Origin of the sequence: Amycolatopsis sp. lyj-109 (assembly GCF_046548995.1) — a bacterium.
Taxonomy (GTDB): Bacteria; Actinomycetota; Actinomycetes; order Mycobacteriales; family Pseudonocardiaceae; genus Amycolatopsis.
This window is the reverse complement of sequence record NZ_JAJPWR010000002.1, coordinates 534745-556212: the sequence shown is the minus strand read 5'-3', so window position 1 is coordinate 556212 and position 21468 is coordinate 534745. Positions and strand designations below refer to the sequence as shown.

General features: G+C 70.5%; 22 protein-coding genes and 2 tRNA genes. 15 read left to right on the top strand and 9 right to left on the bottom strand.

Annotated elements, in window-relative coordinates:
• Nucleotides 1-46 precede the first annotated feature (46 nt).
• The 7 genes from ACLJQF_RS06465 (at nucleotide 47) to ACLJQF_RS06435 (ending at nucleotide 8833) form a co-directional block, all read left to right on the top strand.
• Nucleotides 47-2026 (top strand): acetoacetate--CoA ligase, encoded by a 1980-nt coding sequence (locus tag ACLJQF_RS06465; protein ID WP_410607269.1) that lies wholly within the window; start codon nucleotides 47-49, stop codon nucleotides 2024-2026.
• A 37-nt stretch (nucleotides 2027-2063) separates the two neighbouring features.
• Complete coding sequence (locus ACLJQF_RS06460) at nucleotides 2064-3779, top strand: phosphatidylglycerol lysyltransferase domain-containing protein (RefSeq protein ID WP_410607268.1); 1716 nt, start codon at nucleotides 2064-2066, stop codon at nucleotides 3777-3779.
• A 65-nt stretch (nucleotides 3780-3844) separates the two neighbouring features.
• A tRNA-Ser gene (locus ACLJQF_RS06455) sits at nucleotides 3845-3934 on the top strand.
• A gap of 41 nt (nucleotides 3935-3975) precedes the next feature.
• A tRNA-Arg gene (locus tag ACLJQF_RS06450) sits at nucleotides 3976-4049 on the top strand.
• Between the two features lie 170 nt (nucleotides 4050-4219).
• Entirely contained in the window at nucleotides 4220-5470 is a 1251-nt protein-coding gene (locus tag ACLJQF_RS06445) for a hypothetical protein (RefSeq protein WP_410607267.1), read from the top strand.
• Nucleotides 5471-5855: 385 nt separating this feature from the next.
• A complete protein-coding gene (locus ACLJQF_RS06440; RefSeq protein WP_410607266.1) occupies nucleotides 5856-7487 on the top strand; it encodes a glycosyl hydrolase family 18 protein in 1632 nt (543 codons plus the stop codon).
• Nucleotides 7484-8833 carry a cellulose binding domain-containing protein gene (locus ACLJQF_RS06435; protein ID WP_410607265.1) on the top strand — a complete coding sequence of 450 codons (1350 nt, stop codon included), beginning with the start codon at nucleotides 7484-7486 and terminating at the stop codon, nucleotides 8831-8833. Before ACLJQF_RS06440 ends, ACLJQF_RS06435 begins: the two co-directional genes overlap by 4 nt.
• Nucleotides 8834-8915: 82 nt before the next feature.
• On the opposite strand, the gene ACLJQF_RS06430 is transcribed toward ACLJQF_RS06435, so the two are convergent.
• Entirely contained in the window at nucleotides 8916-10217 is a 1302-nt protein-coding gene (locus tag ACLJQF_RS06430; RefSeq protein WP_410607264.1) for an aspartate aminotransferase family protein, read from the bottom strand.
• 87 nt (nucleotides 10218-10304) lie between these two features.
• Here ACLJQF_RS06430 and ACLJQF_RS06425 point away from each other — a divergent pair, with 87 nt between their 5' ends.
• Complete coding sequence (locus tag ACLJQF_RS06425) at nucleotides 10305-11210, top strand: LysR family transcriptional regulator (protein ID WP_410607263.1); 906 nt, start codon at nucleotides 10305-10307, stop codon at nucleotides 11208-11210.
• Here the strand turns inward: ACLJQF_RS06425 and ACLJQF_RS06420 are convergent.
• A complete protein-coding gene (locus tag ACLJQF_RS06420; protein ID WP_410607262.1) occupies nucleotides 11188-11655 on the bottom strand; it encodes a hydrogenase maturation protease in 468 nt (155 codons plus the stop codon). The two genes, ACLJQF_RS06425 and ACLJQF_RS06420, sit on opposite strands and share 23 nt — an antisense overlap.
• A gap of 100 nt (nucleotides 11656-11755) precedes the next feature.
• Nucleotides 11756-12799, bottom strand: a complete 1044-nt coding sequence (locus ACLJQF_RS06415) for a tetratricopeptide repeat protein (protein ID WP_410607261.1) — start codon at nucleotides 12797-12799, stop codon at nucleotides 11756-11758.
• A gap of 177 nt (nucleotides 12800-12976) precedes the next feature.
• On the opposite strand from ACLJQF_RS06415, the gene ACLJQF_RS06410 reads away from it, so the two are divergent.
• The 3 genes from ACLJQF_RS06410 to ACLJQF_RS06400 all read left to right on the top strand — a co-directional run bounded on the left by ACLJQF_RS06410 (nucleotide 12977) and on the right by ACLJQF_RS06400 (nucleotide 15165).
• A complete protein-coding gene (locus ACLJQF_RS06410; RefSeq protein WP_410607260.1) occupies nucleotides 12977-13648 on the top strand; it encodes an HNH endonuclease family protein in 672 nt (223 codons plus the stop codon).
• Between the two features lie 10 nt (nucleotides 13649-13658).
• Nucleotides 13659-14297 carry an alpha/beta fold hydrolase gene (locus tag ACLJQF_RS06405; protein ID WP_410607259.1) on the top strand — a complete coding sequence of 213 codons (639 nt, stop codon included), beginning with the start codon at nucleotides 13659-13661 and terminating at the stop codon, nucleotides 14295-14297.
• Between the two features lie 127 nt (nucleotides 14298-14424).
• Nucleotides 14425-15165 (top strand): 3D domain-containing protein, encoded by a 741-nt coding sequence (locus tag ACLJQF_RS06400; RefSeq protein ID WP_410607258.1) that lies wholly within the window; start codon nucleotides 14425-14427, stop codon nucleotides 15163-15165.
• Between the two features lie 81 nt (nucleotides 15166-15246).
• On the opposite strand, the gene ACLJQF_RS06395 is transcribed toward ACLJQF_RS06400, so the two are convergent.
• A complete protein-coding gene (locus tag ACLJQF_RS06395) occupies nucleotides 15247-15885 on the bottom strand; it encodes a nitroreductase family protein (protein ID WP_410607257.1) in 639 nt (212 codons plus the stop codon).
• Between the two features lie 18 nt (nucleotides 15886-15903).
• Entirely contained in the window at nucleotides 15904-16881 is a 978-nt protein-coding gene (locus tag ACLJQF_RS06390) for an aldo/keto reductase (RefSeq protein ID WP_410607256.1), read from the bottom strand.
• A gap of 42 nt (nucleotides 16882-16923) precedes the next feature.
• On the opposite strand from ACLJQF_RS06390, the gene ACLJQF_RS06385 reads away from it, so the two are divergent.
• The gene (locus ACLJQF_RS06385; protein WP_410607255.1) at nucleotides 16924-17424 is read left to right on the top strand and encodes a MarR family winged helix-turn-helix transcriptional regulator; all 501 of its coding nucleotides are present in this window, start codon (nucleotides 16924-16926) and stop codon (nucleotides 17422-17424) included.
• Here the strand turns inward: ACLJQF_RS06385 and ACLJQF_RS06380 are convergent, their stop codons facing one another.
• From ACLJQF_RS06380 to ACLJQF_RS06370, 3 genes are all read right to left on the bottom strand, one after another.
• A complete protein-coding gene (locus ACLJQF_RS06380) occupies nucleotides 17425-17844 on the bottom strand; it encodes an ATP-binding protein (RefSeq protein ID WP_410607254.1) in 420 nt (139 codons plus the stop codon).
• Nucleotides 17845-17906: 62 nt separating this feature from the next.
• On the bottom strand, nucleotides 17907-18686 hold the full coding sequence (locus tag ACLJQF_RS06375; protein ID WP_410607253.1) for a SigB/SigF/SigG family RNA polymerase sigma factor: 780 nt from the start codon (nucleotides 18684-18686) through the stop codon (nucleotides 17907-17909).
• The gene (locus ACLJQF_RS06370; protein WP_410607252.1) at nucleotides 18683-19099 is read right to left on the bottom strand and encodes an anti-sigma factor; all 417 of its coding nucleotides are present in this window, start codon (nucleotides 19097-19099) and stop codon (nucleotides 18683-18685) included. The genes ACLJQF_RS06375 and ACLJQF_RS06370 overlap by 4 nt, the downstream gene beginning before the upstream one ends.
• Before the next feature lie 164 nt (nucleotides 19100-19263).
• On the opposite strand from ACLJQF_RS06370, the gene ACLJQF_RS06365 reads away from it, so the two are divergent.
• The 3 genes from ACLJQF_RS06365 (at nucleotide 19264) to ACLJQF_RS06355 (ending at nucleotide 20991) form a co-directional block, all read left to right on the top strand.
• Nucleotides 19264-19584, top strand: coding sequence for a WhiB family transcriptional regulator (locus ACLJQF_RS06365; protein ID WP_410607251.1), 321 nt, complete (start codon nucleotides 19264-19266; stop codon nucleotides 19582-19584).
• A gap of 205 nt (nucleotides 19585-19789) precedes the next feature.
• Nucleotides 19790-20143 (top strand): STAS domain-containing protein, encoded by a 354-nt coding sequence (locus tag ACLJQF_RS06360; RefSeq protein WP_003078104.1) that lies wholly within the window; start codon nucleotides 19790-19792, stop codon nucleotides 20141-20143.
• Between the two features lie 59 nt (nucleotides 20144-20202).
• Nucleotides 20203-20991, top strand: a complete 789-nt coding sequence (locus ACLJQF_RS06355) for a metal-dependent hydrolase (RefSeq protein ID WP_410607461.1) — start codon at nucleotides 20203-20205, stop codon at nucleotides 20989-20991.
• Here ACLJQF_RS06355 and ACLJQF_RS06350 read toward each other — a convergent pair.
• A complete protein-coding gene (locus tag ACLJQF_RS06350; protein ID WP_410607250.1) occupies nucleotides 20954-21403 on the bottom strand; it encodes a nuclear transport factor 2 family protein in 450 nt (149 codons plus the stop codon). The two genes, ACLJQF_RS06355 and ACLJQF_RS06350, sit on opposite strands and share 38 nt — an antisense overlap.
• Nucleotides 21404-21468: the final 65 nt, after the last annotated feature.

The window sequence follows — 21468 nt, the reverse complement described above, 5'->3', positions numbered from 1 at the left end:
GTTCCGACCACGGTGACTTCCCGATCCGAGGGATTAGGCTCGGGGCGTGACGCACACCGCCGACGCCCCCGAAGTGCTCTGGCGCCCCGAGCCGGGCCACGTTGCCGACACCAAGATCGAAGCCTTCCGCCGGTGGCTGCGCGCCGAGCGCGGCGTCGAGGTGGACGACTACCGCGCGCTGTGGGAGTTCTCGGTCGAGCGCGGCCCGGACTTCTGGGCGGCGGTCGCGGACTTCCTCGGCGTCCGCTGGCACGACCAGCCCGGTGGGGTGCTGTCGGGCGGGATGCCGGACGCCGTCTGGTTCGAGGGCGGCACGCTCAACTACGCCGAGCACGCGCTCACCCCCGGCGTCGCGGGTGCCGCGAAGGGCGACGACGAGACGGCGGTGATCTTCCACCGCGAAGACGGCTTCGCGAGCCACCTGACGTACGGCCGGCTCCGCGCGCAGGTCGCCGCCGCCCGGGCCGCGTTCCTCGAACTCGGCGTCGGCAAGGGCGACCGGGTCGTCGCCCTGGCACCGAACTGCCCGCAGACGCTGGTCGCGTTCCTCGCCGCGGCGAGCATCGGGGCGATCTGGTCGTCGTGTTCGCCGGACTTCGGTGTCCGCGCGGTCGCGGACCGCTTCGTCCAGATCGAGCCGAAGGTGCTCTTCGCGGTCAACGCCTACGCGTACAACGGCCGCCGGTTCGACATCCGGACGACGGTCGCCGACCTTCAAGCGCAGTTGCCGTCCCTCGCCGCGACCGTACTCGTCGAGTACGTCGGCGAAGGCCGGATGGACGGTGCGCTCGACTGGGCCGAACTGCTCGCGAAGCACGAGGGCGCGCCGCTGCTGTTCGAGCCGGTCGAGTTCGCGCACCCGCTGTGGGTGCTCTATTCGTCGGGCACCACCGGCCTGCCGAAGGGCATCGTGCACGGCCACGGCGGCATCACGCTGGAACACCTCAAGGCCCTCGCCCTGCAGACCGACCTCGGGCCCGGTGACCGGTTCTTCTGGTTCAGCACCACCGGCTGGATGATGTGGAACTTCCTCATCTCCGGCCTGCTGGTCGGCACCACGATCGTGCTCTACGACGGCAGCCCGGGGTACCCGGACCTGAACGCGCTCTGGCACCTGGCCGAGCAGCACCGCGTCACCTACTTCGGCACGTCGGCGCCGTTCATCCAGAGCTGCCTCAAGGCCGGGATCAAGCCCGCCGAGCGCTACGACCTGACCGGGCTGCGCGCGCTGGGCTCCACCGGCGCGCCGCTCAGCGTCGAAGGCTTCCGGTGGATCGTCGACGAGGTCGGGAAGAACGTCCAGATCTGCTCGGTCTCCGGCGGCACCGACCTGTGCGCGGCGTTCGTCGCGTCGGCGCCCGACGTGCCGGTCTGGCTTGGCGAGCTGTCCTGCCCGGCGCTCGGCGCCGCGGTCAACGCCTTCGACGAAGCCGGCCACGCGGTCGTCGAGGAGGTCGGCGAACTGGTCATCACCCAGCCGATGCCGTCGATGCCGGTGTTCTTCTGGAACGACCCCGACGGCTCGCGGCTGCGGGAGGCGTACTTCGAGATGTACCCCGGGCTGTGGCGCCACGGGGACTGGATCCGCGTCACCAACCGCGGCTCGGCGGTGATCTACGGCCGCAGCGACTCGACGCTCAACCGCGGCGGCGTCCGGATGGGCACGGCCGAGTTCTACCGGGTCGTCGAGGGCTACGACGAGATCGCGGATTCCCTGGTCGTGGACACCTCGGCGGCCGGGAACGAGGACGGGCAGCTGATCTGTTTCGTCGTACTGGCCGGCGGCGTCGCGCTCGAAGACGTCGAGCCGCGCCTGCGCAAGGAGCTTCGTAGCGCGCTGTCACCACGCCATGTACCCGATCGGTTCGTCGTGGTTTCCGAGATTCCTCGTACCTTGAACGGTAAGAAGTGTGAGGTACCGGTGAAGAAGATCCTCGCCGGTGTGGCTCCCGACCGGGCCGTCAGCCGCGACGCGCTGGCCAATCCGGCGGCGCTGGCGCCGTTCGTGGAGCTCGCCGGGGGGTAGATGGGGGAAGCATGATCATCCACGGCGGGTTGTACGGGTGGTGACGGGGACACGCGCGCAGATCACCTGGAAGGTGGCCGGTGCCACCACCGTAGGGGTGATCACCTGGGTGACCCGGCTGGCCGGGCTGCTGACGCTGGGCTCGATCCTGATCCCGGCCGGGCGGCGCAGCCTGCGCGGGCACCTGGCGGAATGGCTGGAGCTGCCGCAGGAGGCGACGGTCGCCGCGGCGACCGTCGCGCTGGTCATGGGCGTGCTGCTGGTGCTGCTGGCCGCGGGGCTCCGGCGCCGCAAGCGCCGGGCCTGGCAGCTGGCGGTCGGCGCGACGGTGCTGCTCACGATGTCGCACCTCGGCCTCAAGCACGTCTTCGCGGCCGGCCTGGTGTCGGTGCTGCTGCTGGTGGGCCTGATCGCCAACCGGCGCTACTTCGTCGCGAAGCCGGACCCGGTGGTCGGGCCCTGGCGCGCGATGCGCGTGTTCCTCCAGCTGGCGCTGGCCGGGTTCGTGATCAACGTCATCCTGCTGTCCGTGGCGCCGCGGGCGGTGCTGGCGCCGATGGGCTTCGGCGACCGGCTCGCGGAGTCCGCCCTCGCGCTGGTCGCCGCCAGCGGGCCCGCCGTGTTCCACCAGATGTGGCTGGAGGACCTCACCGCCGCCGTCGGCCTGCTGTTCGGCCTCGCCGCGGTGCTGGTGTCGGCGTACTTCCTGCTGCGCTCGGCCGAGCCGGCGCCGCGGCTGTCCGACGAGGAGGTCGCCCGGCTGCGCCGGCTGCTGGACGAGCACGGCGGCCGCGACTCGCTGGGGTACTTCGCGTTGCGGCGGGACAAGTTCGCCGTGTTCTCGAAGACGGGCAAGGCCGCCGTCACCTACCGCGTGATCGCCGGCGTCGCGCTTTGCTCGGCCGACCCGCTGGGCGACCACGAGGCCTGGCCGGGCGCGATCGAGGAGTACCTGGAGGTCTGCCGCCGCGGCGGCTGGGTCCCGGCGGCGATGGGCGTATCGGAGCTCGGCGCGACGGTCTGGGCCCGGTTCGGCCTGGAGGTACTGGAAATCGGAGACGAAGCCGTCGTCGACGCGGCCGGGTTCACCCTGGACGGCCGCACGATGCGCGGCGTCCGCCAGGCGGCGGCCCGCACCAAGCGCGCGGGCTACAAGGTGCTGGTGCGCCGCGCCGAGGACCTGCGGCCGGGGGAGCTGGCCGAGCTGGAGGTCCTGGCGGCCAACTGGCGCGGCACGGACACCGAGCGCGGCTTCTCGATGGCACTGGGCCGCATGGGCGACCCGGGTTCGGTGCTGGTGACGGCCGAGCAGGGCGGCCGCGTCCGCGGCGTGCTCCAGTTCGTGCCGTGGGGCACGAAGGGCCTCTCCCTGGACGTCATGCGCCGCGACCGCACGGCCGACAACGGCGTCAACGAGCTGATGATCTCGGAACTCCTCCTGGCGGCGAGCCGCCACGGCGTCGAGCAGGTCTCGCTGAACTTCGCGGCGTTCCGCGCTTTGATGGAACAGGGCCAGCGGATCGGCGCGGGCCCGGTCGCCAAATCGGCGGCGAAGGTGCTGCACTTCTTCTCGCGCTGGATCCAGATCGAGACGCTGTACCGCTTCAACGCGAAGTTCCAGCCGCGCTGGGTGCCCCGCTATTTGGTGTACCCGGGAGTGCGTGAACTCCCGCGCGTGGGCATCGCGACGTTCGAGGCCGAGGGCCTGGGCGGCCGCTCTCCGCGCCTGCTCAGACTGCTGCGCCGGGCGTAAGGGGGGCCCTGTTCCGGGGTGATCGGGGGGTGTGTAACCTATCTGAGCAGTGGTCGTTGGGCCCAGGAGGCTTCGCCTAGTCTGGTCTATGGCGCCGCACTGCTAATGCGGTTGGGGGTAACCCCCCCTCCCGGGTTCAAATCCCGGAGCCTCCGCTGGTGCCCGGTTCGCCGGGTGCTAGGTTACAACTGAACACGCGCCCGTAGCTCAGCTGGATAGAGCATCTGACTACGGATCAGAAGGTCAGGGGTTCGAATCCCTTCGGGCGCACGTAAGGTTGAGACAGCAAAAGCAACAGGCCCAGTTCCTCCCTCGGGAGAAGCTGGGCCTGTTGTGATTTTCCGGCCCGACGGGCAGTGATCCGTGCCCTTGTGGGCCTGCCGGGACTCGGCTCGTCACGGGTAGTGTCCGATCGGACACATTCCGAAAGCCGGTGCCTCGTGGAAGAACACGCCGAACCCCAGCCGGAACACGCACCGAAACGCCCCGCCGCCCGTGCTGCGGACGGAGCGCCGGTCCACCAGCTCCTGGGCTGGCAGCGGCTCGCCGGGAACCGGGCCGTGCTGGCGATGCTCGGGCGGAACGAGCCGGCGGTGCCGGTGCAACGGCTGATGGTGCGCATGCCCAACCCCTTCGGCCAAGGCATGCACAACATGGTGGGCGACGCCGAGGTCGACGAGATCGAAGAATCGCTGACCACCAAGGGCGCCGCCGGTGCGGGCGGAAAGCACCCATGGGATGCCTCGTGGGTCTTTCCCCCGGCCCCCACCACCGAAGCCTCGGTCTTCTACGGCCATGGCAACCGCGCGAAGCTGGGCGGACTCACCCCGGTCGATTTCGTCGCCGACGTCTCCGAGGATCGGCGGCAGCTGAAGAAGGACACGGCGTTCAAGTTCGTGGCCTGCGGTGGCGGGAGGAGCCAGGCCGCCGACGGCGCGGCCTACGGCGCCGAAGTGGCCGAATACCTCCGAGCCTCCCAGACCAGCGTCCCGGGCGAGGACTGGAGCGGGGCGCTGAAAGCAACCGAAGGACTGGTCTACTACACGAACACCTACAAAACCGTCCTGCCGGAAATCCCCGCGGCCATCGACAAGCTGCTCACGAAGCGGACCGCCGCCGCCGAGTCGAGCGTCCGCAGGGCCGTGACCGCGCTGGTCAAAGACCGGCTCACCGCGGTCAGTCCGGCCCAGCGGGCCACGGACTTCACCGAGTTCAGGGATGTGGTGGCCACCTTCTACGCGAGCGAAAGCGCCTTGGCGGGCCGGGCGGCGAGCGTGCGCGCGATCGTCGTCCCGGCCGCCGGGCTGTCCGCCACGTGGCTGGGGAAGAACCTGAACGGTGCCATGGACACCATGTTCGGCGGCAACGTCGGCTGGCTCGACCTGCAGCAGGCCTTCCTGCAGACGTTCTCCCCTGGCAACTGCCTCGGCGAGGTGTGGCAGCTCTTCGACGGCGTGGAGAACGACATGAAGGCGGAAGCCAAGAAGATCTGGGCGGAGTTCCGGGACGAACTCCAGCGCCAGGCCGCCGTCCCGCCGCGGGACGCCGGCCCGGCGGCCAGGGTCGGCACGCTCGACCCCCAGACCCCGGCGGGCCCGGACGAACAGTTCGCGAAGTGGCAGAACTTCGGCGACGTGCTGTGGGCCCAGTGGAAGGCCAACCGGGTGCCGGGCGGCGCGAACGCGACCTGACCGCGGGGGATTGCTCCGGCCGGCTGGCGCACGTATTCGGACACCGTCAGCCGCCACACGAGCGTCCTGCGGGACGCGGGTCTGATCACCATCGACCGGCACGAAAACCTGGCCACGCACCGCATCACGCCGCCGGCTCTCGCGGTCATCGGCGCGTGCGCGGGTGACGCCGGACCCGGAGCCGATCGTGTGCGGTGCGTAACCGGTCTGGACCAGTAGGGCGCCGTCGTCAAGCAGTGGTCTTGACCATCGGCCACGCTCCGTGGTGACCCTTTCCTCATTGGTCTGGACCACGTACCGTTTGCGCAAACGGTGCAAAACACCGCCCTGGTCCCCGCCGGCGGTGTCGGTGTCCGCCGTCCTTCACCTGCCTCAAAGGAGAGCGATGTCCAGAAAGAGATGGCACCTCCTCGGTCTCTTCACCGCGGTCGGCGCGATCGCGGTCGGTCTCGTCACCGTGCCGGCCAACGCCGCCGGTGGCGTTGGCGCCGCCTTCACCAAGGGGTCCGACTGGGGCACCGGGTACGAAGGCAAGTACACGATCAACAACGGCTCCGGCTCGACACTCGCCACCTGGACGGTCGAGTTCGACCTGCCGAGCGGGGCGAAGATCGCGTCGCTCTGGGACGGCAGCTACACCGCGTCCGGCCAGCACGTCACCGTGAAGAACACCTGGAACGGCAACGTCGGCAACGGCGCGAGCGCCAACTTCGGCTTCAACGTCGCCTACTCCGGCACTTACTCGGCCCCGGCGAACTGCAAGCTGAACGGCGGCTCCTGCGACCCCGGCGGCGGCACCCCGACCACCACGCCGACGACGCCGACGCAGCCGACCACCACCCCCACGACGCCGACCACGCCCACCACCCCGCCGACCACCACCACGCCGCCGCAGCCGGGCGGGCTGAAGAACGTCGGCTACTTCGTGCAGTGGGGCGTCTACGGGCGCAACTACCACGTCAAGAACATCGAGACGTCGGGCTCGGCGAACAAGCTGACGCACATCAACTACGCGTTCGGCAACGTCAAGAACGGCCAGTGCACGGCGAACGACGACCCGTACGCCGACTACCAGAAGACCTACGACGCCGCGGGCAGCGTCGACGGCGTCGCCGACACCTGGGACCAGCCCGTCGCCGGCAACTTCAACCAGCTGCGCAAGCTGAAGAAGCTGCACCCCGGTCTCAAGGTGATCTGGTCGTTCGGCGGCTGGACCTACTCGGGCGGCTTCGGCCAGGCGTCGCAGAACGCGGCCGCGTTCGCGCAGTCCTGCTACAACCTGCTGAAGGACCCGCGCTGGGCGGACATCTGGGACGGCATCGACATCGACTGGGAGTACCCCAACTCGTGCGGCCTTTCCTGTGACACCAGCGGTGCCGCGGCCTACAAGAACCTGATGGGCGCGCTGCGGGCGAAGTTCGGCTCGTCGTTCCTGGTCACCTCGGCGATCACCGCGGACGGCAGCAGTGGCGGCAAGCTCGACGTCGCCGACTACGGCGGCGCGGCGCAGTACGTCGACTGGTACAACGTGATGACCTACGACTACTTCGGCGCTTGGGCTGCGCAGGGTCCGACGGCTCCGCACTCGCCGCTGACCAACTTCAGCGGCATCCCGACGCCGGGCTTCTACTCCGACGCGGCGATCCAGAAGCTGAAGAGCAAGGGCGTCCCGTCGAGCAAGCTGTTGCTGGGCATCGGGTTCTACGGCCGCGGCTGGACCGGCGTCACGCAGAGCACGCCCGGCGGCACCGCGACCGGTCCCGCGCCGGGCACGTACGAGCAGGGCATCGAGGACTACAAGGTCCTCAAGAACACCTGCCCGTCGACCGGCACCTTCGCCGGCACCGCGTACGCCAAGTGCGGCAGCAACTGGTGGAGCTACGACACCCCGGCGACCATCGGCGGGAAGATGTCCTACGCCAGGCAGCAGGGTCTCGGCGGCGCCTTCTTCTGGGAGCTGACCGGCGACACCACGGGCGGCGAGCTCATCACCGCGATGAAGAACGGCCTGTCATGAGGCGCCGGTGGTTGCCCGCACTCGGGCTGGCGGCCGCGGCCGCCACGATCGGCGCGATGTTCGTGATCGCCCCGGCGAACGCGGCGGGCGGGGTGTCCGCGACCTTCTCGAAGGGCTCCGACTGGGGCACCGGGTACGAGGGCAAGTACACGATCGCCAACGGCTCGGGCTCGACGCTCGCCACCTGGACGGTCGAGTTCGACCTGCCGTCCGGCGCGAAGATCTCGTCGTTGTGGGACGGCAGCTACACCGCGTCCGGCCAGCACGTCACCGTGAAGAACACGTGGAACGGCAACGTCGCCAACGGCGGTAGCGCCAGCTTCGGCTTCAACGTGGCGTACTCCGGTTCGTACACCGCACCGGCGAACTGCAAGCTGAACGGGGGATCGTGTGCCGCCGGGGGCACACCCCCCACGACCACTACGCCGCCTACGACGACGACCCCGCCGACGACGACCACGCCGCCCCCGCCGGGTGGCCGTGGCGCGCCGTACCTGTACCTGGGCTGGGGCAGCCCGCCGAACCCGCAGACGGTGATGAACGCGACCGGGGTCAAGTGGTTCACCATGGCGTTCGTCAACGCCTCCGGTGGCTGCAACCCGGCGTGGGACAGCAGCCGTCCGCTTTCGGGCAGCGCGGACGCGAACGCGATCGCGCAGATCAAGGCGGCGGGCGGCCAGATCGTCCCGTCGTTCGGCGGCTGGAGCGGCAACAAGCTCGGCCCGAACTGCTCGACGCCGGCCGCGCTGGCCGGCGCCTACCAGCAGGTGATCAACGCCTACGGGCTGAAGGCGATCGACATCGACATCGAGAACTCCGACGAGTTCGAGAACGAGGCCGTGCAGGACCGCATCCTGAACGCGCTGAAGATCGTCAAGCAGAACAACCCGGGGATCCAGACGATCCTGACGTTCGGCACGTCGACGACCGGCCCGAACTACTACGGGAACCGGCTCATCGACCAGTCGAAGGCTCTCGGTGCCAACGTGGATGTGTTCACGATCATGCCGTTCGACTTCGGCGGCGGCGCGAACATGTACAACAGCACGGTGAGCGCGGCGAACGGCTTGCGCGACAAGCTGAAGTCGACGTTCGGGTGGTCGGACGCCACGGCGTACGCCCACCTCGGCATCTCGGGCATGAACGGCCTGTCCGACCAGCAGGAGCTGACCGATCTGTCGACGTGGACCCAGATCACGAACTGGGCCAAGTCGAACAAGATCGCGCGCCTGGCGTTCTGGTCGGTCAACCGCGACCGGGGTTGCCCCGGCGGCGGCGTCCAGTCGGCGTGCAGCGGCATCGCTCAGAACGACTGGGACTTCACGAAGGTGACAGCGGGCTTCTGACCCCGTCGTGAGTGGTAATTAGGGTTCTAACCCTAATTACCACTCACGACAAGCCGCGGCAGACCGCCCGCCGGAGGGTCCCTCACAACACCTTCACGACATCTCCGATGGCCTGGTCCAGCATCGACAGGCCCAGCGAAATCTCCTCCTCGGATGCGGTGAGCGGCGGCGCGATCCGGAACACCCCGCCCATCCCCGGCAGCTGCACGATGTTCATGTGCAGCCCCAGCTCGAGACACCGCTGCGTGACCCGCGCCCCCAGCTCGTCCGAACTCCGTTTGGTCTCCCGGTCCACCACCAGCTCCACCCCGGCCAGCAACCCCCGGCCGCGGATGTCGCCGACGACTTCGTGGCGGGCCGCGATCTCCTCCAAACCACGGCGCAGCAAAGCGCCCAGCGAGAGCGCCCGCGCGTCGAGACGGTCGCGGGTCAGCACGTCCAGCACCGTGTTGCCGACCGCCGCCGGGAGCGGGTCCGACACGTGCGTCGTGAAGAACAGGAACCCGCGGTCGTGCGCCTCCTGCTCGATGGCGGCGCTGGTCAGCACCGCGGCCAGCGGCAGCCCGGCGCCGAGCGTCTTCGACAGCGTCAGGATGTCGGGGACGACGCCGTCGCGCTCGAACGCGTACCAGTTCCCGGTGCGGCACAACCCCGTCTGGGCTTCGTCGAGGATCAGCAGCATTCCGCGCTCGCGGCACTTCCCGGCCAGCGCGGCGAAGTAGCCGGGCGGTGGCTCGATGATGCCGCCGGAACTGAGGATCGGTTCGACCAGGCACGCGGCCAGGCTGCCGACCGACTGCGCGTCGATCATCTCGAACCCGAAGTCCAGCTGACGGCGCCAATCCAGCTCACCGGAAGAGTCGGTGAAGTCGGGGCGGTATGCGTTCGGCGCCGGGATGGCGAAGTTGCCGGGCGCGGCCGGCCCGTAGCCGCGACGGCCCGCGCTGTACGTCGCGCTCGCCGCCGCCTGCGTCATGCCGTGCCACGAGCGGGCGAACGAGACGATCTCGTGCTTGCCCGTGACCAGCTTGGCCATCCGGACCGCGGCCTCGTTGGACTCGGCACCGGTGGTCAGCAGCAGCGCCTTCTCCAGCGGCGCCGGCAGCGTCTCGGCCAGCCGCCGCGCGAGGTCGACGACCGGGCGGCTCAGCATGCCGCTGAACAGGTGGTCGAGCTTGCTCACCTGCCGCCGGACGGTCTCGACGATCTCCGGGTGCCCGTGCCCGAGGATCGCGCTCATCTGGCCGGACGTGAAGTCGAGGATCCGGCGGCCGTCCTCGGTGAAGAGGAAACTGCCTTCGGCGTGGTCGATGATTTCGCGGGTGAAGGCGCCGCCGTAACGCACGAGGTGCCGGTCGACGTCACCCCAGAAGGTGTCAGCCATGGCATCGACGGTAAGTCCGCGGCGAGCGACACGTCCATCTCACGTTTCCGGCTTCCGTGTTCGGTTTTGCCGAACAACAATGGCGGCATGCTGAACCCGTGGCGCCTGCGGCTGCTGAGCCGGCTCGACACCCTGGGCACGGTCCGCGCGGTGGCGCAGGACGCCAACCTGAGCGCGTCCAGCGTGTCGCAGCAGCTGGCCGTTCTCGAAGCGGAAACCCGCACTCAGCTGCTGGAACGCACCGGCCGGCGGGTCCGGCTCACCCCGGCGGGGCTGATGCTGGCCCGCCGGGCGCGGGTGATCCTCGACCACATGGACACGGTCGAGGCGGAGCTGCGCAGCCTCGGCGAGGAGCCCGTCGGCCTGGTCCGGCTCGGGGCGTTCCAGAGCGCGATCCACACCCTGGCCGTCCCGGCGGTGACCCGGCTGGCGCACCCGCACCTCGAGGTCCAGCTCCTGGAGCTGGAACCGCACGAGAGCATCCCGGCCCTGCGCGGCGGCGACGCCGACGTCATCATCACCACCACCGACTTCGTGGAGCTCCCGCTGGGCCCCGACCTCGACATCGTCCCGCTGGCGACCGACCCGATCGTGCTGGTGACGCCGCCGGACGCGCCTCGCGGCCCCGCGGTCCTGTCGGCCTACGCGGACGCGCCCTGGGCGCTGGACATGCCGCAGTCGTACATGGCGAACCTGACGCTGCGCCTGTGCCGCGAATCGGGTTTCGAGCCGCGGGTGGTGTGCCGCTTCAGCAACTACCTGATGACGCTGCAGCACGTCGAGGCCGGCTTGTCGATCGCGCTGCTGCCCGGCCTGGCGGTGGACCGCCGCTACCGCGTGGCGACCAGGGAACTGTCGACCCCGGTGACCCGGACGATCGCGGCGGTGGTCCGGCGGGGGACGCCGCTGCGGGCGGGCGTGAACGTCGTCCTCGACGCGCTGCGGCAGCCGCCGGACCTGCCGGAGCTGGTCAGACTTCCGTTTTCTCCTTGACCGGCAGCTCCGGGCTCGCACCCCACGCCAGTTCGGTGACCACCCGCACCGCGGCCGGGACGGCCGCCCGGACCTCGGCCGACAGCCCGATGCCGCCGTCGACGCACGCCGGTTCGCAGCTGAGGACCAGGACCCGGCCCGCGTCGCCGCCCAGCAGGCGGAGCAGGCGGATGACGGCGTCGCCGTGCAGGTCGTGGGTGTCGGTCGCCGACGTCAGGGACAGCGTGCCCGGGCGGACGCCGTGCGGGGTCGCGTCCAGGAGGATCGTCGTGTCGTAGCCGCCCGTCAGGTCGTACGCCAGGTGGACCGTCGAGATGTCGTAGTCGGCGATCTGCACCCACGGTGGCAGGCCGGCCCGGTCCAGTTCCCGGAGCACTTCGACGCCGAAGCCGTCATCGCTCAGGAAGATGTTGCCGATGCCCGCGACCAGGACTCGTGGCCTCATCCGTCCAGGCTAGATCTGTGAGTTGGATCACACAATACCCGTTACGCGCGGAGCTTCGCTCCGAGCCGGGGGCTCCGCCACCCGGACCCCCGCAAAACGGTTAGTGCTGATGCTCCCGCTCGTCCTGCACCGTTTCCGCCCGCGCCAGCCACAGATCGGCCTCATGGGCGGCACCCCGCGCCCGCAGCATGCGCGCCAGGCTGAGCATCCCCTGGACGTCGCCGACCTCGGCGGCGCGGCGGAACCACAGCTCGGCCGCCGCCAGGTCCTCGCGGTGTTCGGCCAGGTGGCCGAGGTTGGTGAGGGCCGGAACGCTGCCGTGCTCGGCGGCCTTGCGGTACCAGGCGGCGGCTTCGCCCTCGTCGCCGCGGTTGCGGGCCAGCACGCCGAGGTTGGTCATCGACGCCGGGTCGCCGTGCTCGGCCGCCTCCAGATACCAGTTCTCGGCCTCTTCGACGTCGCCGCGGCGGTGCAGCAGCAGTCCGAGGCGGGTGATCGCCTCGACGTGACCGCCCTGTGCGCCCTGGCGGTACCACGATTCCGCGTCGCTCGGCCGGCCGAGCCGTTCGGCCTGCCTGCCGAGCTGGCAGGTGGCCGCGAGGTCGCCGGCCTGCACGGCGGAGCGCCACCAGCGGGCCGCCTCGGCGGCCTGGCCGCGGTCGCGCAGCACGATGCCCAGGTCGATCATCGCGCCGGTGAAGCCCGCGTCGGCGGCCTGGCGCAGCCACGACTCGGCCTCGTCGCCCTTCCGCTCTTCACGCAGCAGGCGGCCCAGCGCCGCCATCGAGGGCAGGTCGCCGGTCCGGGCCGCCTCGCCGTACCAGTGGCGGGCGTCTTCGCGCTTGCCGCGCCGCTCGTAGGACTTGGCCAGGTGCTGCATCCCGTGCGGCTCGCCGGCCAGCGCCGCCTCGTGGTACCAGCGCTCGGCCTCCTCCCGCGCGCCGCGTTCGGCGAGGAGGTGGGCCAGCGCCGTCATCGAGACGCGGTCGCCGCCCATCGCGGCCTTGCGGTACCACGACTCGGCCTCGGACAGCTCTCCCCGCTCGCGCATCGCCGAGCCCATCCGGGCCATGGCGACGACGTTGCCGCCCTCGGCGGCTTTGCGTTGGAAGAACTCGTCGAACTTCTTGAGCCGGCCGGGCATCGGCTGCTCCCTCCGGATGGGTCCTGCTCCGGTAGTCGCAGAGGATCGGCTCCGTGTGACAGCTCCGCCATGGGTGGGCGAGGTCACATTCGCGCCAGGTCGTCGTGTCGGCGCGGTTGTCCCGCGTCGGCAGAGGTGAGACTACGCCGCGCGAGCGCGCAGGTGAGAGGAGAAATCGTGGCGGCCCGGAGCTTTCGGCTGAGCGTGACGCAGCGAACCCTGCTGGTAATCGCGGTGCTGGCTGTCGCGCTCTTCGGGTACTGGGCGACGAGGGGTGCGGGCGCCGCCCCGCCGACATCGGGCGCACCGGTGCCGGTCAGCGCGGCCGACGCGCAGAAGCAGCTCGGCGAGCTGACCATCGCCGCACGGACGTCCATGGACGGCTATTCGCGCGAGAAGTTCCCGCACTGGGACAGCCAGGGGTCCGGCTGCGACACGCGCGAAGTCGTCCTCAAGCGCGACGGCAAGGACGTCAAGACCGACAAGGACTGCAAGCCGACGTCCGGGACCTGGACCAGCGTCTACGACGAAGAGACCTGGACCAAGGCCACCGACGTCGACATCGACCACATGGTCCCGCTCGGGCAGGCCTGGGCGAGCGGCGCCAAGTCGTGGACGACCGAGAAGCGCGAGCAGTTCGCCAACGACCTGACCCGGCCGCAGCTGTTCGCCGTCACCGACAACGTCAACCAGCAGAAGAGCGACAAGGCGCCCGACCAGTGGAAGCCGCCGCTGGTGGCCTTCTGGTGCACCTACGCGACCGACTGGATCGTCGTCAAGCACTTCTACGGGCTCACCATCACGCAGGCCGAGAAAACCGCCTTGACCGACATGCTGCGCCGCTGCTGAGCTGGCCGCCGTGACGACTTTCGCGCTCATCCACGGAGGCGGCGGCAGCGGCTGGGACTTCCACCTGCTCATCCCGGAGCTCGCGGCCCGCGGGCACGACGCGGTCGCCCCCGACCTGCCGATCACCGACTCCGCGGCCGGGCTGGCCGAGTTCACCGAGACGGTGCTGGCCGCGCTGGGCGACCGCACGGACGTCGCCGTCGTCGGCCATTCGTACGGCGGGTTCACCGCGCCGCTGGTCGCGGCGAAGGTCCGGGCGCGGCTGCTGGTGTACCTGGCCGGGATGATCCCGGCGCCGGGGGAGCCGCCGGGGCAGTGGTGGGGCCACACGGCCTTCGAATCGCCGAAGGGCCTGACGGAGACCGAGCAGTTCTTCAACGGCGTCCCGGCGGAGCTCGCCGAGGCGTGCCAGGCACACGGACGCGAGCAGGTCAGCAAGGAGTGGGACGAGCCGTGGCCGCTGCCGGCTCACCCCGACGTCTCGACCCGGGTCCTGCTGGCCCGTGACGATCGGTTCTTCGTCCCGGGCTTCCAGCGGCGGGTGGCGCGCGAGCGCCTCGGCATCGAGCCGGACGAGATCGACGGCCCGCACTGCGTACCGCTCAGCCACCCCGGTCCGCTGGCCGACCGCCTGGTGAGCTACCTCTGACTGCGCCGTTCGACGGTTAAAGGTCTAGACCTATTGACTGTGTGGTCCAGGCCACTTACGGTCTTGATCAGCGGTGAACCCGCTCGCGTCACCTCCACCCGGTCCCCACCACGGAGGTTTCCCCGCCATGCGTCTCGCGCACGTCCTCGCGCTGACCGTCCTAGCCGGCAGCCTCCTCGTCGCCCCCGCGGCCTCGGCCGCGACCCTGCCCACCTGCCAGCACTTCTACCCCGGTCCGATCCCCGATCGCCCGGTCACCGGCGGCCACGGGCCCGGCACGCTCGTCGGCGCGGCGAACGTCGGCAACCGCCTGCCCGCACCCGGCTCGGTGAGCGGGGGACTGGGCACCGACGGCAAGGTCACCTTCACCTTCGCCCGGGTCGCCGGCGCGAAGGCCTACCGGGCTTTCCGCAACGGTCAAGCCCTGCAGTGGATCAGCGACTGGGGCCAGCCGACGCTCACGGTCACCGACGCGAGCCCCTGCCAGAACGCGAACTACCAGCTCTACGCGATGACGGCGGAGGACAACTCCCCGGGCTCGCTCGGGCAGATCTCCACCGCCTACCGCCTCGACGGCGCGAACCGGCTCGCGGCCTACCGCATCCCGGCCGGCACCACGCTGAACTACCGCGTCACGGCGTACAACGACGTCGCCCAGACCGCGCTCGGCTACCAGGCCGGGCCGGGCTTCTGCGCCGTCGACGCCCGGCTCGTCCCGTGGGGCACCCGGTTCTCCGTGCCCGGCTACGGCGAGTGCTACGCGGCCGACATCGGCAGCTGGATCAAAGACGACATCGTCGACGTCTGGCTGCCCGGGTCCCAGGCCGACGCCTGGGGCATCCAACGGCTCACCCTCACCGTGCGGTGAGCCAGTCTGCCGCAGCTCGTCGTGAGTGGTAATTAGGGTTCTAACCCTACTAAACACTCACGAGAGCTGCGGCAGACCTGGTCACCAGCGGTCGAGGTGCAGGACCTCCTCCAGCGGCTGCCGCGCCGCCGGCTTGAACGTGTCGCCCGTGTAGAAGGCCGTCGGGATCAGCGCGGCCTGGTGGACGTTCTTGGGCAGCTCCAGCACCTCCGCCGCCTCCTGCTCGTACTTCAGGTGCAGCGTCGTCCACGCCGTGCCCAGCGTCACCGAGCGGGCCGCCAGCATGTAGCTCCACACCGCGGGCAGCAGCGATGCCCACAGCCCCGCCTGGTTCCCGGGCGGCAGCTCCGAGGACGCCGTCTCCAGGCAGGGGACCACCAGCACCGGGACGTCACCCATCCGATCGGCCAGGTACGCGACGCTGTCGCCGACCCGCTGCTGGACCTGGGCTCGCTCCGGGTCGTCCGCGAACAGCTTGCCCGCCGCGTTGGGGGACGCCAGGTACTCCTGGCACGCCCGGCGGTAGATCTCGCCGAGCGCGGCTCGCCGGTCCGCGTCGGTGACGACCAGCCACTGCCACCGCTGGGTGTTCGAGCCGCTCGGCGCCTGGAGCGCGACCTGGACGCAGTGCTTGACCAGGTCGAGGGGCACCGGGCGCTCGAGGTCGAGGCGCTTGCGGACGGTCCTGGTGGTGGTCAGGAGCTCTTCGGGCGTCATCATCGGCCCATCATGCCGGGCTTACCAGCGGTCGTGCACCAGCGGCCGGATGAGCTCGTCGTAGGTTTCGCGGACACCGGCGGTCGCCTCGGCGGACAACGGCGGCAGCGCGGCCGCCACGGTGTTCGCCTCCGCCTGTCCCGCGTTGCGGGCGCCCGGGATCACCGTGCTTACGCCCGGCTGGTCGATGATCCAGCGCAACGCGAACTGCGCGAGCGTCCGACCCGCCGGCACGAGCCCGCGCAGCCGGTCGACGGCTTCCAGGCCGACCTCGTACGGCACGCCCGAGAACGTCTCGCCGACGTCGAACGCGTCGCCGTGGCGGTTGTAGTTGCGGTGGTCGTTCTCGGCGAACGTCGTGCTCGCCGTGTAGCGCCCGGACAGCAGGCCGGACGCCAGCGGCACCCGCGCGATGATCCCGGCACCCGCCGCCGCGGCCGCGGGCAGCACGCGCTCGAGCGGCTTGAGCCGCAGGCAGTTGAGGATGATCTGGACGGAAGCCACATGAGGCCGCGCCAACGCCGTCAATGCTTCCTCGCAGGTCTCGACGCTCACGCCGTACGCCTTGATGCGGCCTTCGTCGACCATCGCGTCGAGCGCGTCGTACACCGCGTCGGAGGAGTACACCGGTGTCGGCGGGCAGTGGAGCTGGACCAGGTCGAGCGTGTCCACGCCGAGGTTGCGGCGGGACCGGTCGTTCCACTCGCGGAAGTTCGCGGCGACGTAGTTCTCCGGCACCTGCTCGACGCGGCGGCCCATCTTGGTCGCCACGAAGACGTCGCCGCGCTCGGCGAGGAACCGGCCGACCAGCCGCTCGCTGCGGCCGTCGCCGTAGACGTCGGCGGTGTCGAAGAAGGTGACACCGTTGTCGGCCGCCGCGTGCAGCACGGCCAGCGCGTCGTTTTCGTCGACCTCGCCCCAGTCCGCCCCTAGCTGCCAGCAGCCGAGCCCGACGACGGACACCTCGCGGCCCAGGCGGGCGATCTTCCGGTTCTCCATGTCGCGATCCAAGCACACGACCGGCGCCTATGATTCGCCGTCATGGCCATCACGGGTGATCCGGAGCGGCGGGGTCCGGAGGGCCTGGGGACCCGGCTGCGGCACGTCCTCGAGATCCTCGACGGCGACGTGGCGCGCTTCCTCGCCGACATCGGCCTCGACGACTACCGGCCGCGGTACTCCCCGGTGGTGCGAGCCCTGCTCGCGCGCGGCCCGCTGCCCATCCGCGACCTGGCCGCGGAGATCGGCGTGACGCACTCGGCGGCCAGCCAGACCGTCGCGCAGATGAACCGGGCGGGACTCGTCGCCCTCGAACCGGGCGCCGACGCCCGGCAGCGCATCGTGTCCCTCAGCGAGAAGACGCGCGACCTGCTGCCGCTGATCGAGGCGGAGTGGACGGCGACGACCGAAGCGACGGAGGCCCTCGAAGCCGAGCTGCCGTATTCGCTGCGCGCGCTGCTGGACGCGATCATGGAGGCCCTGGCGCGCAAGCCGTTCCGGGACCGGATCGGGGAGACCGTCGCCGCGCGCGAACTGCGCTGATCAGACGTCCGGAAGCGGGAACACCGCCCAGACGTACTTGCCGCCGGGGCAGCGTTCGAAGCCCCACTCCAGCGACAGCGCCTGGACCAGGACGAGCCCGCGGCTGCGCGCCTCGGCCGGGGACGGCGCCCGCAGCTCGGGCAGCATCCGGCCGGTGTCGTGCACCCGCAGCGTCAGCCGGCCCGCGGCGTACTCCAGCTCGAGTCGCTGGGGCCGTTCACCGTGCTCGAGGGCGTTGGTGACCAGCTCCGACGTGGCCAGCAGGATGTCTTCGAGCCGCCGCTCGCACACACCGAGGCGCAGGAGGGCCGACCGGACCTCGTGCCGGGCCAGCGCCGGCGCCGTGACGTCGGCCGGGAGGAGCACCCTCAGCGGGGCGGCCGTCACAGCTGAACGCTGCGGCATCTCCGACGTCGTCATCCGGTCCCCCTCCCAGTGAGTTCGGTACCGCCCGCCAAGTACCCAGGCGGCCGATCGGCTAATCAGGTGCCGTCGGCCAGCTCGGATTCGTCCAAGCCGGACCGCAGTTTCTTCAGCGTCGCGGCCAGCAGCCGCGACACCTGCATCTGGGACACCCCGACCCGGCGGGCGATGTCCGACTGGCTCATCCCCGAGCCGAACCGCAGCGCGACGATCTTGCGCTCCCGCTCCGGCAGGCTGTCCAGCATCGGGCGCAGCGCCTCGCGGAGCTCGGCTTGGCCCAGCTCGGCGTCCGGCGCCCCGAAGCGCGTGTGCGCCGCGTTTTCCAGCAGGTGGTCCAGCGAGGCCCCGTAGCGGCCCTGACCGGCGCGGAGTCCTTCGTAGACGTCCTCGATGGGCACTCCGAGCCGCGCGGCGATCTCACTCGGCTTCGGTGCGCGCGAGAGCTGCACGGTGAGCTCTTCGCGCGCGGCGGAGATGTTCGCGTTCAGCTCCTTGAGCCGCCGCGGCACCCGCACCGACCAGCTGTTGTCCCGGAAGTGGTGCCGCAGCTCCCCGGAGATGGTGGGCACGGCGAACGCCAGGAAGTCCGTCCCGTGTGTGGGGTCGAACCGGTCGACGGCGTGGATGAGCCCGACCGTGGCGATCTGGACCAGGTCCTCCATCGCCTCGTCGCGGTTGCGGAACTTCCGGGCCAGGTTCCGCGCCAGCTCCAGGTGCGCGCGCACGAGGGTGTCGCGGATGCGTTCGCGCTCCGGCGAGTCCGCCGGCAAGGCGGCAAGCCGGGTGAACAGCGCGCCGACGTCGAGATCGCCCCCGTTGCTCCCGGCGGGATCGCTCACGAGTCCGCCGCCTGGCTCTCCCGGACGAGGTCCACCCGGGACACGTAGCGGCCGTTCTCCGGGGTGATCGTGCGCTCGGCCGTCGTCGCGAGGGCGGTCAGCAGCTGCCACGACAGACCGGTGTCGTCCTCGTGGTCGGCGCTGTCGGACAGCACCGACACGGAGACCTCGATGCGTGGCCCGTTCCAGGAGAAGACGCAGGTCAGCCGGCCGTCCGCGCTGGCGGGGAGCAGCAGCGAGCAGGCTTCGTCCACCGCCATCCGGAGATCTTCGACCGCGTCGAGGTCGAAGTCCTGGCGCATCGCGATGTCGGCCACGATGGTTCGCAGCGTGGGCACGACATGCGGGATCGCGGCCGTCCGCACCTCTATGACCTGCGCGCCTTCCGGGACGAGCGGGGCGTTGTCCTCCACGTTTGTTCCTTTCTCCGCACTCGCGCTGCCGGGGATCGGCGGTGTCTGCCACGCCCGGTCAGCGAGATGCCCGTGGTGTGAGCAAACCAAACCCGGGTTTGATCCGCTCCACCGGCGGGCATGTAGCGGTCGACACGGGAGATCCTGGGAAAGGCGGGGACGACATGGCTGACGTGAGCCGGCTGCCGAATGTGGTTGCCGAAGAGTGGGAATGGCAGCTGCTCGGTTCGTGCCGGGGTGCGGACAGCGCCCTTTTCTTCCACACGGACAACGAGCGGGGCTCGGCGCGGGAGCGGCGCGAGTCGCGAGCGAAGGCCATCTGCCAGACCTGCCCGGTCCTGGCCCAGTGCCGCACGCACGCGATGACCGTACAGGAGCCGTACGGCATCTGGGGTGGCCTCGGGGAGATCGAGCGGCGGCAGCTCTTCCTGCGTCAGCGCAGGGCCGCGCGGAAGACGTTGAGTGCGCACGGAGCAGAGCGCTGAGCAGGCAGGATTTGATCGTCGGTGAGCAGTACACGCGAAAGGGCGGCGGCCGTGGCGGGCGCGGCCGCTCACTGGGTTAGGGTTGGCCCCGGAGTTGCCTTGACCGTGCCCGGCGCGAGCTTGGGAAGGCACGGTGACACGGTTGCCGCTTGAAACAACAGGCGCGTACCCGGCGCAGGAGCAGCGCCTGACGAGGAGAAACTGCATGCCCGCAGCCGACCAGAACGCCACCCCGCCCGGGTTCGGCATCACGCTGGACACCGACGCGACGGAACCCCGGGTGGTGGTCACCGGCGAGCTCGACCTGCTGACCAGTCCGCAGCTGCAGGAGGCCCTGGCGGGGCTGATCGCGGACAAGCGCGCGCAGCGGGTCGTGGCCGATCTGACCGGGGTGACCTTCTTCGATTCCTCCGCGCTGAACGTGGTGCTCCGCGCACAACGCCAGGCAGGCGAGCAGGATGTCGAACTCGCGGTCGTCCCGAGCCCCGCGGTGAGCCGCGTGATCGAGCTCACCGGCGTGGCCGAACACCTGAGCGTGTCGGAGGACCCCCAAGCCTGACCGCCCGCTACGGTTCCGCGGACTGATTTCCGTGCGTGGAACTTGGGGGCGGCACGATGATGGGGCGGACGCATGCCCTGACCGGCTGGTGCGCGGGCTTGGCCCTGGCGCCCGCGGTGGGGGCGGGTTCGGTGCACCAGGCGGTCGTCTTCGCGGCGACCACCGCGGGGTTCGCCCTGCTGCCCGACCTCGACCACCCCGGCGCGAGCGCATCCCGTCTCCTCGGCTGGCTGACGGGCGCGTTGTCGTGGGTCCTGCGCCGCGTCTCCGCGGGGTTCTACGCGTTGACGAAGGGCCCGCGGGACGAGAACGTCACCGGCAAGCACCGCCACCTGTCCCACACCGTCCTGTTCGCGGCCGGCCTGGGCTTGCTGACGTCGTGGGGCACCACCGAAGGCGGCCCGTGGGCCGTGGTGGGCGTGGTGGTCTTCGGGCTGATGCTGGCCGAAGGCGCACTGGGCGACTGGCTCCTCCCGGTGAGTGGAGCCGCGGTGGCGTGGTGGTTCTTCACGGCGCCACCCGATCGGGCGGGTGAACTGGCGTCCATTTCGGGCTGGCTCGGGATCGCGGTGGCGGCCGGCTGCCTGACCCACTGCCTGGGTGACGCGCTGACCGAGGCCGGCTGCCCGTTCCTGTTCCCGGTCCCGATCGCCGGCGAGACGTGGTACGAGATCCGGCCGCCGAAGGTGCTGCGCTTCCGGACCGGCAAGAAGGTCGAGAAGCGGCTGATCTTCCCGGTGTTCGCGCTGCTCGGGGTGCTGCTGGTGCCGGGGGTGTGGGAGCACACGGTGAGCACGTTCGAGCGGCTGTTCATTCCGCCGTCGAGCCAGCAGGCGACCACGCCTTGAGCCGTTCGGCGGCCGCGGCGGTGTCGGTGTAGTCGCGGGAATGGGTGATCAGTCCGTTGTGGATGGTCAGGACCAGGACGTACGACACGGTGAAGGCCGTCCCGCGGATCTCCTGGTGCAGGTCGAACTCCGCGACGAGCACCGAGGGATCAGCCGTTTCGTGGACCACGACGTTGCCGGCCTCGGTGATCCGCCGCGACGCCGCGGCGGCGCGGAAGCGGCGACGCAGCTCTTCGCGGCCCTTCGTCACCCGCGGCGCGCCCGGGAGCGTGAAGGGCATCTCGAGGACGACGTCCTCGGCGTAGAGGTCGGCAAGGTCGTCCCAGCGGTTCTCCACCGAGGCGGCGAGGAACCGGTCGAACACCGCACGGGTGAGGTTCGAAGCGGCGATTTCGGGCACGGTGGGCGGCATCGGAATTCTCCTGGAAGACTGGACGTTGAATCGGAACGGCGGGCCCGCTTAGGACGATACGGAGC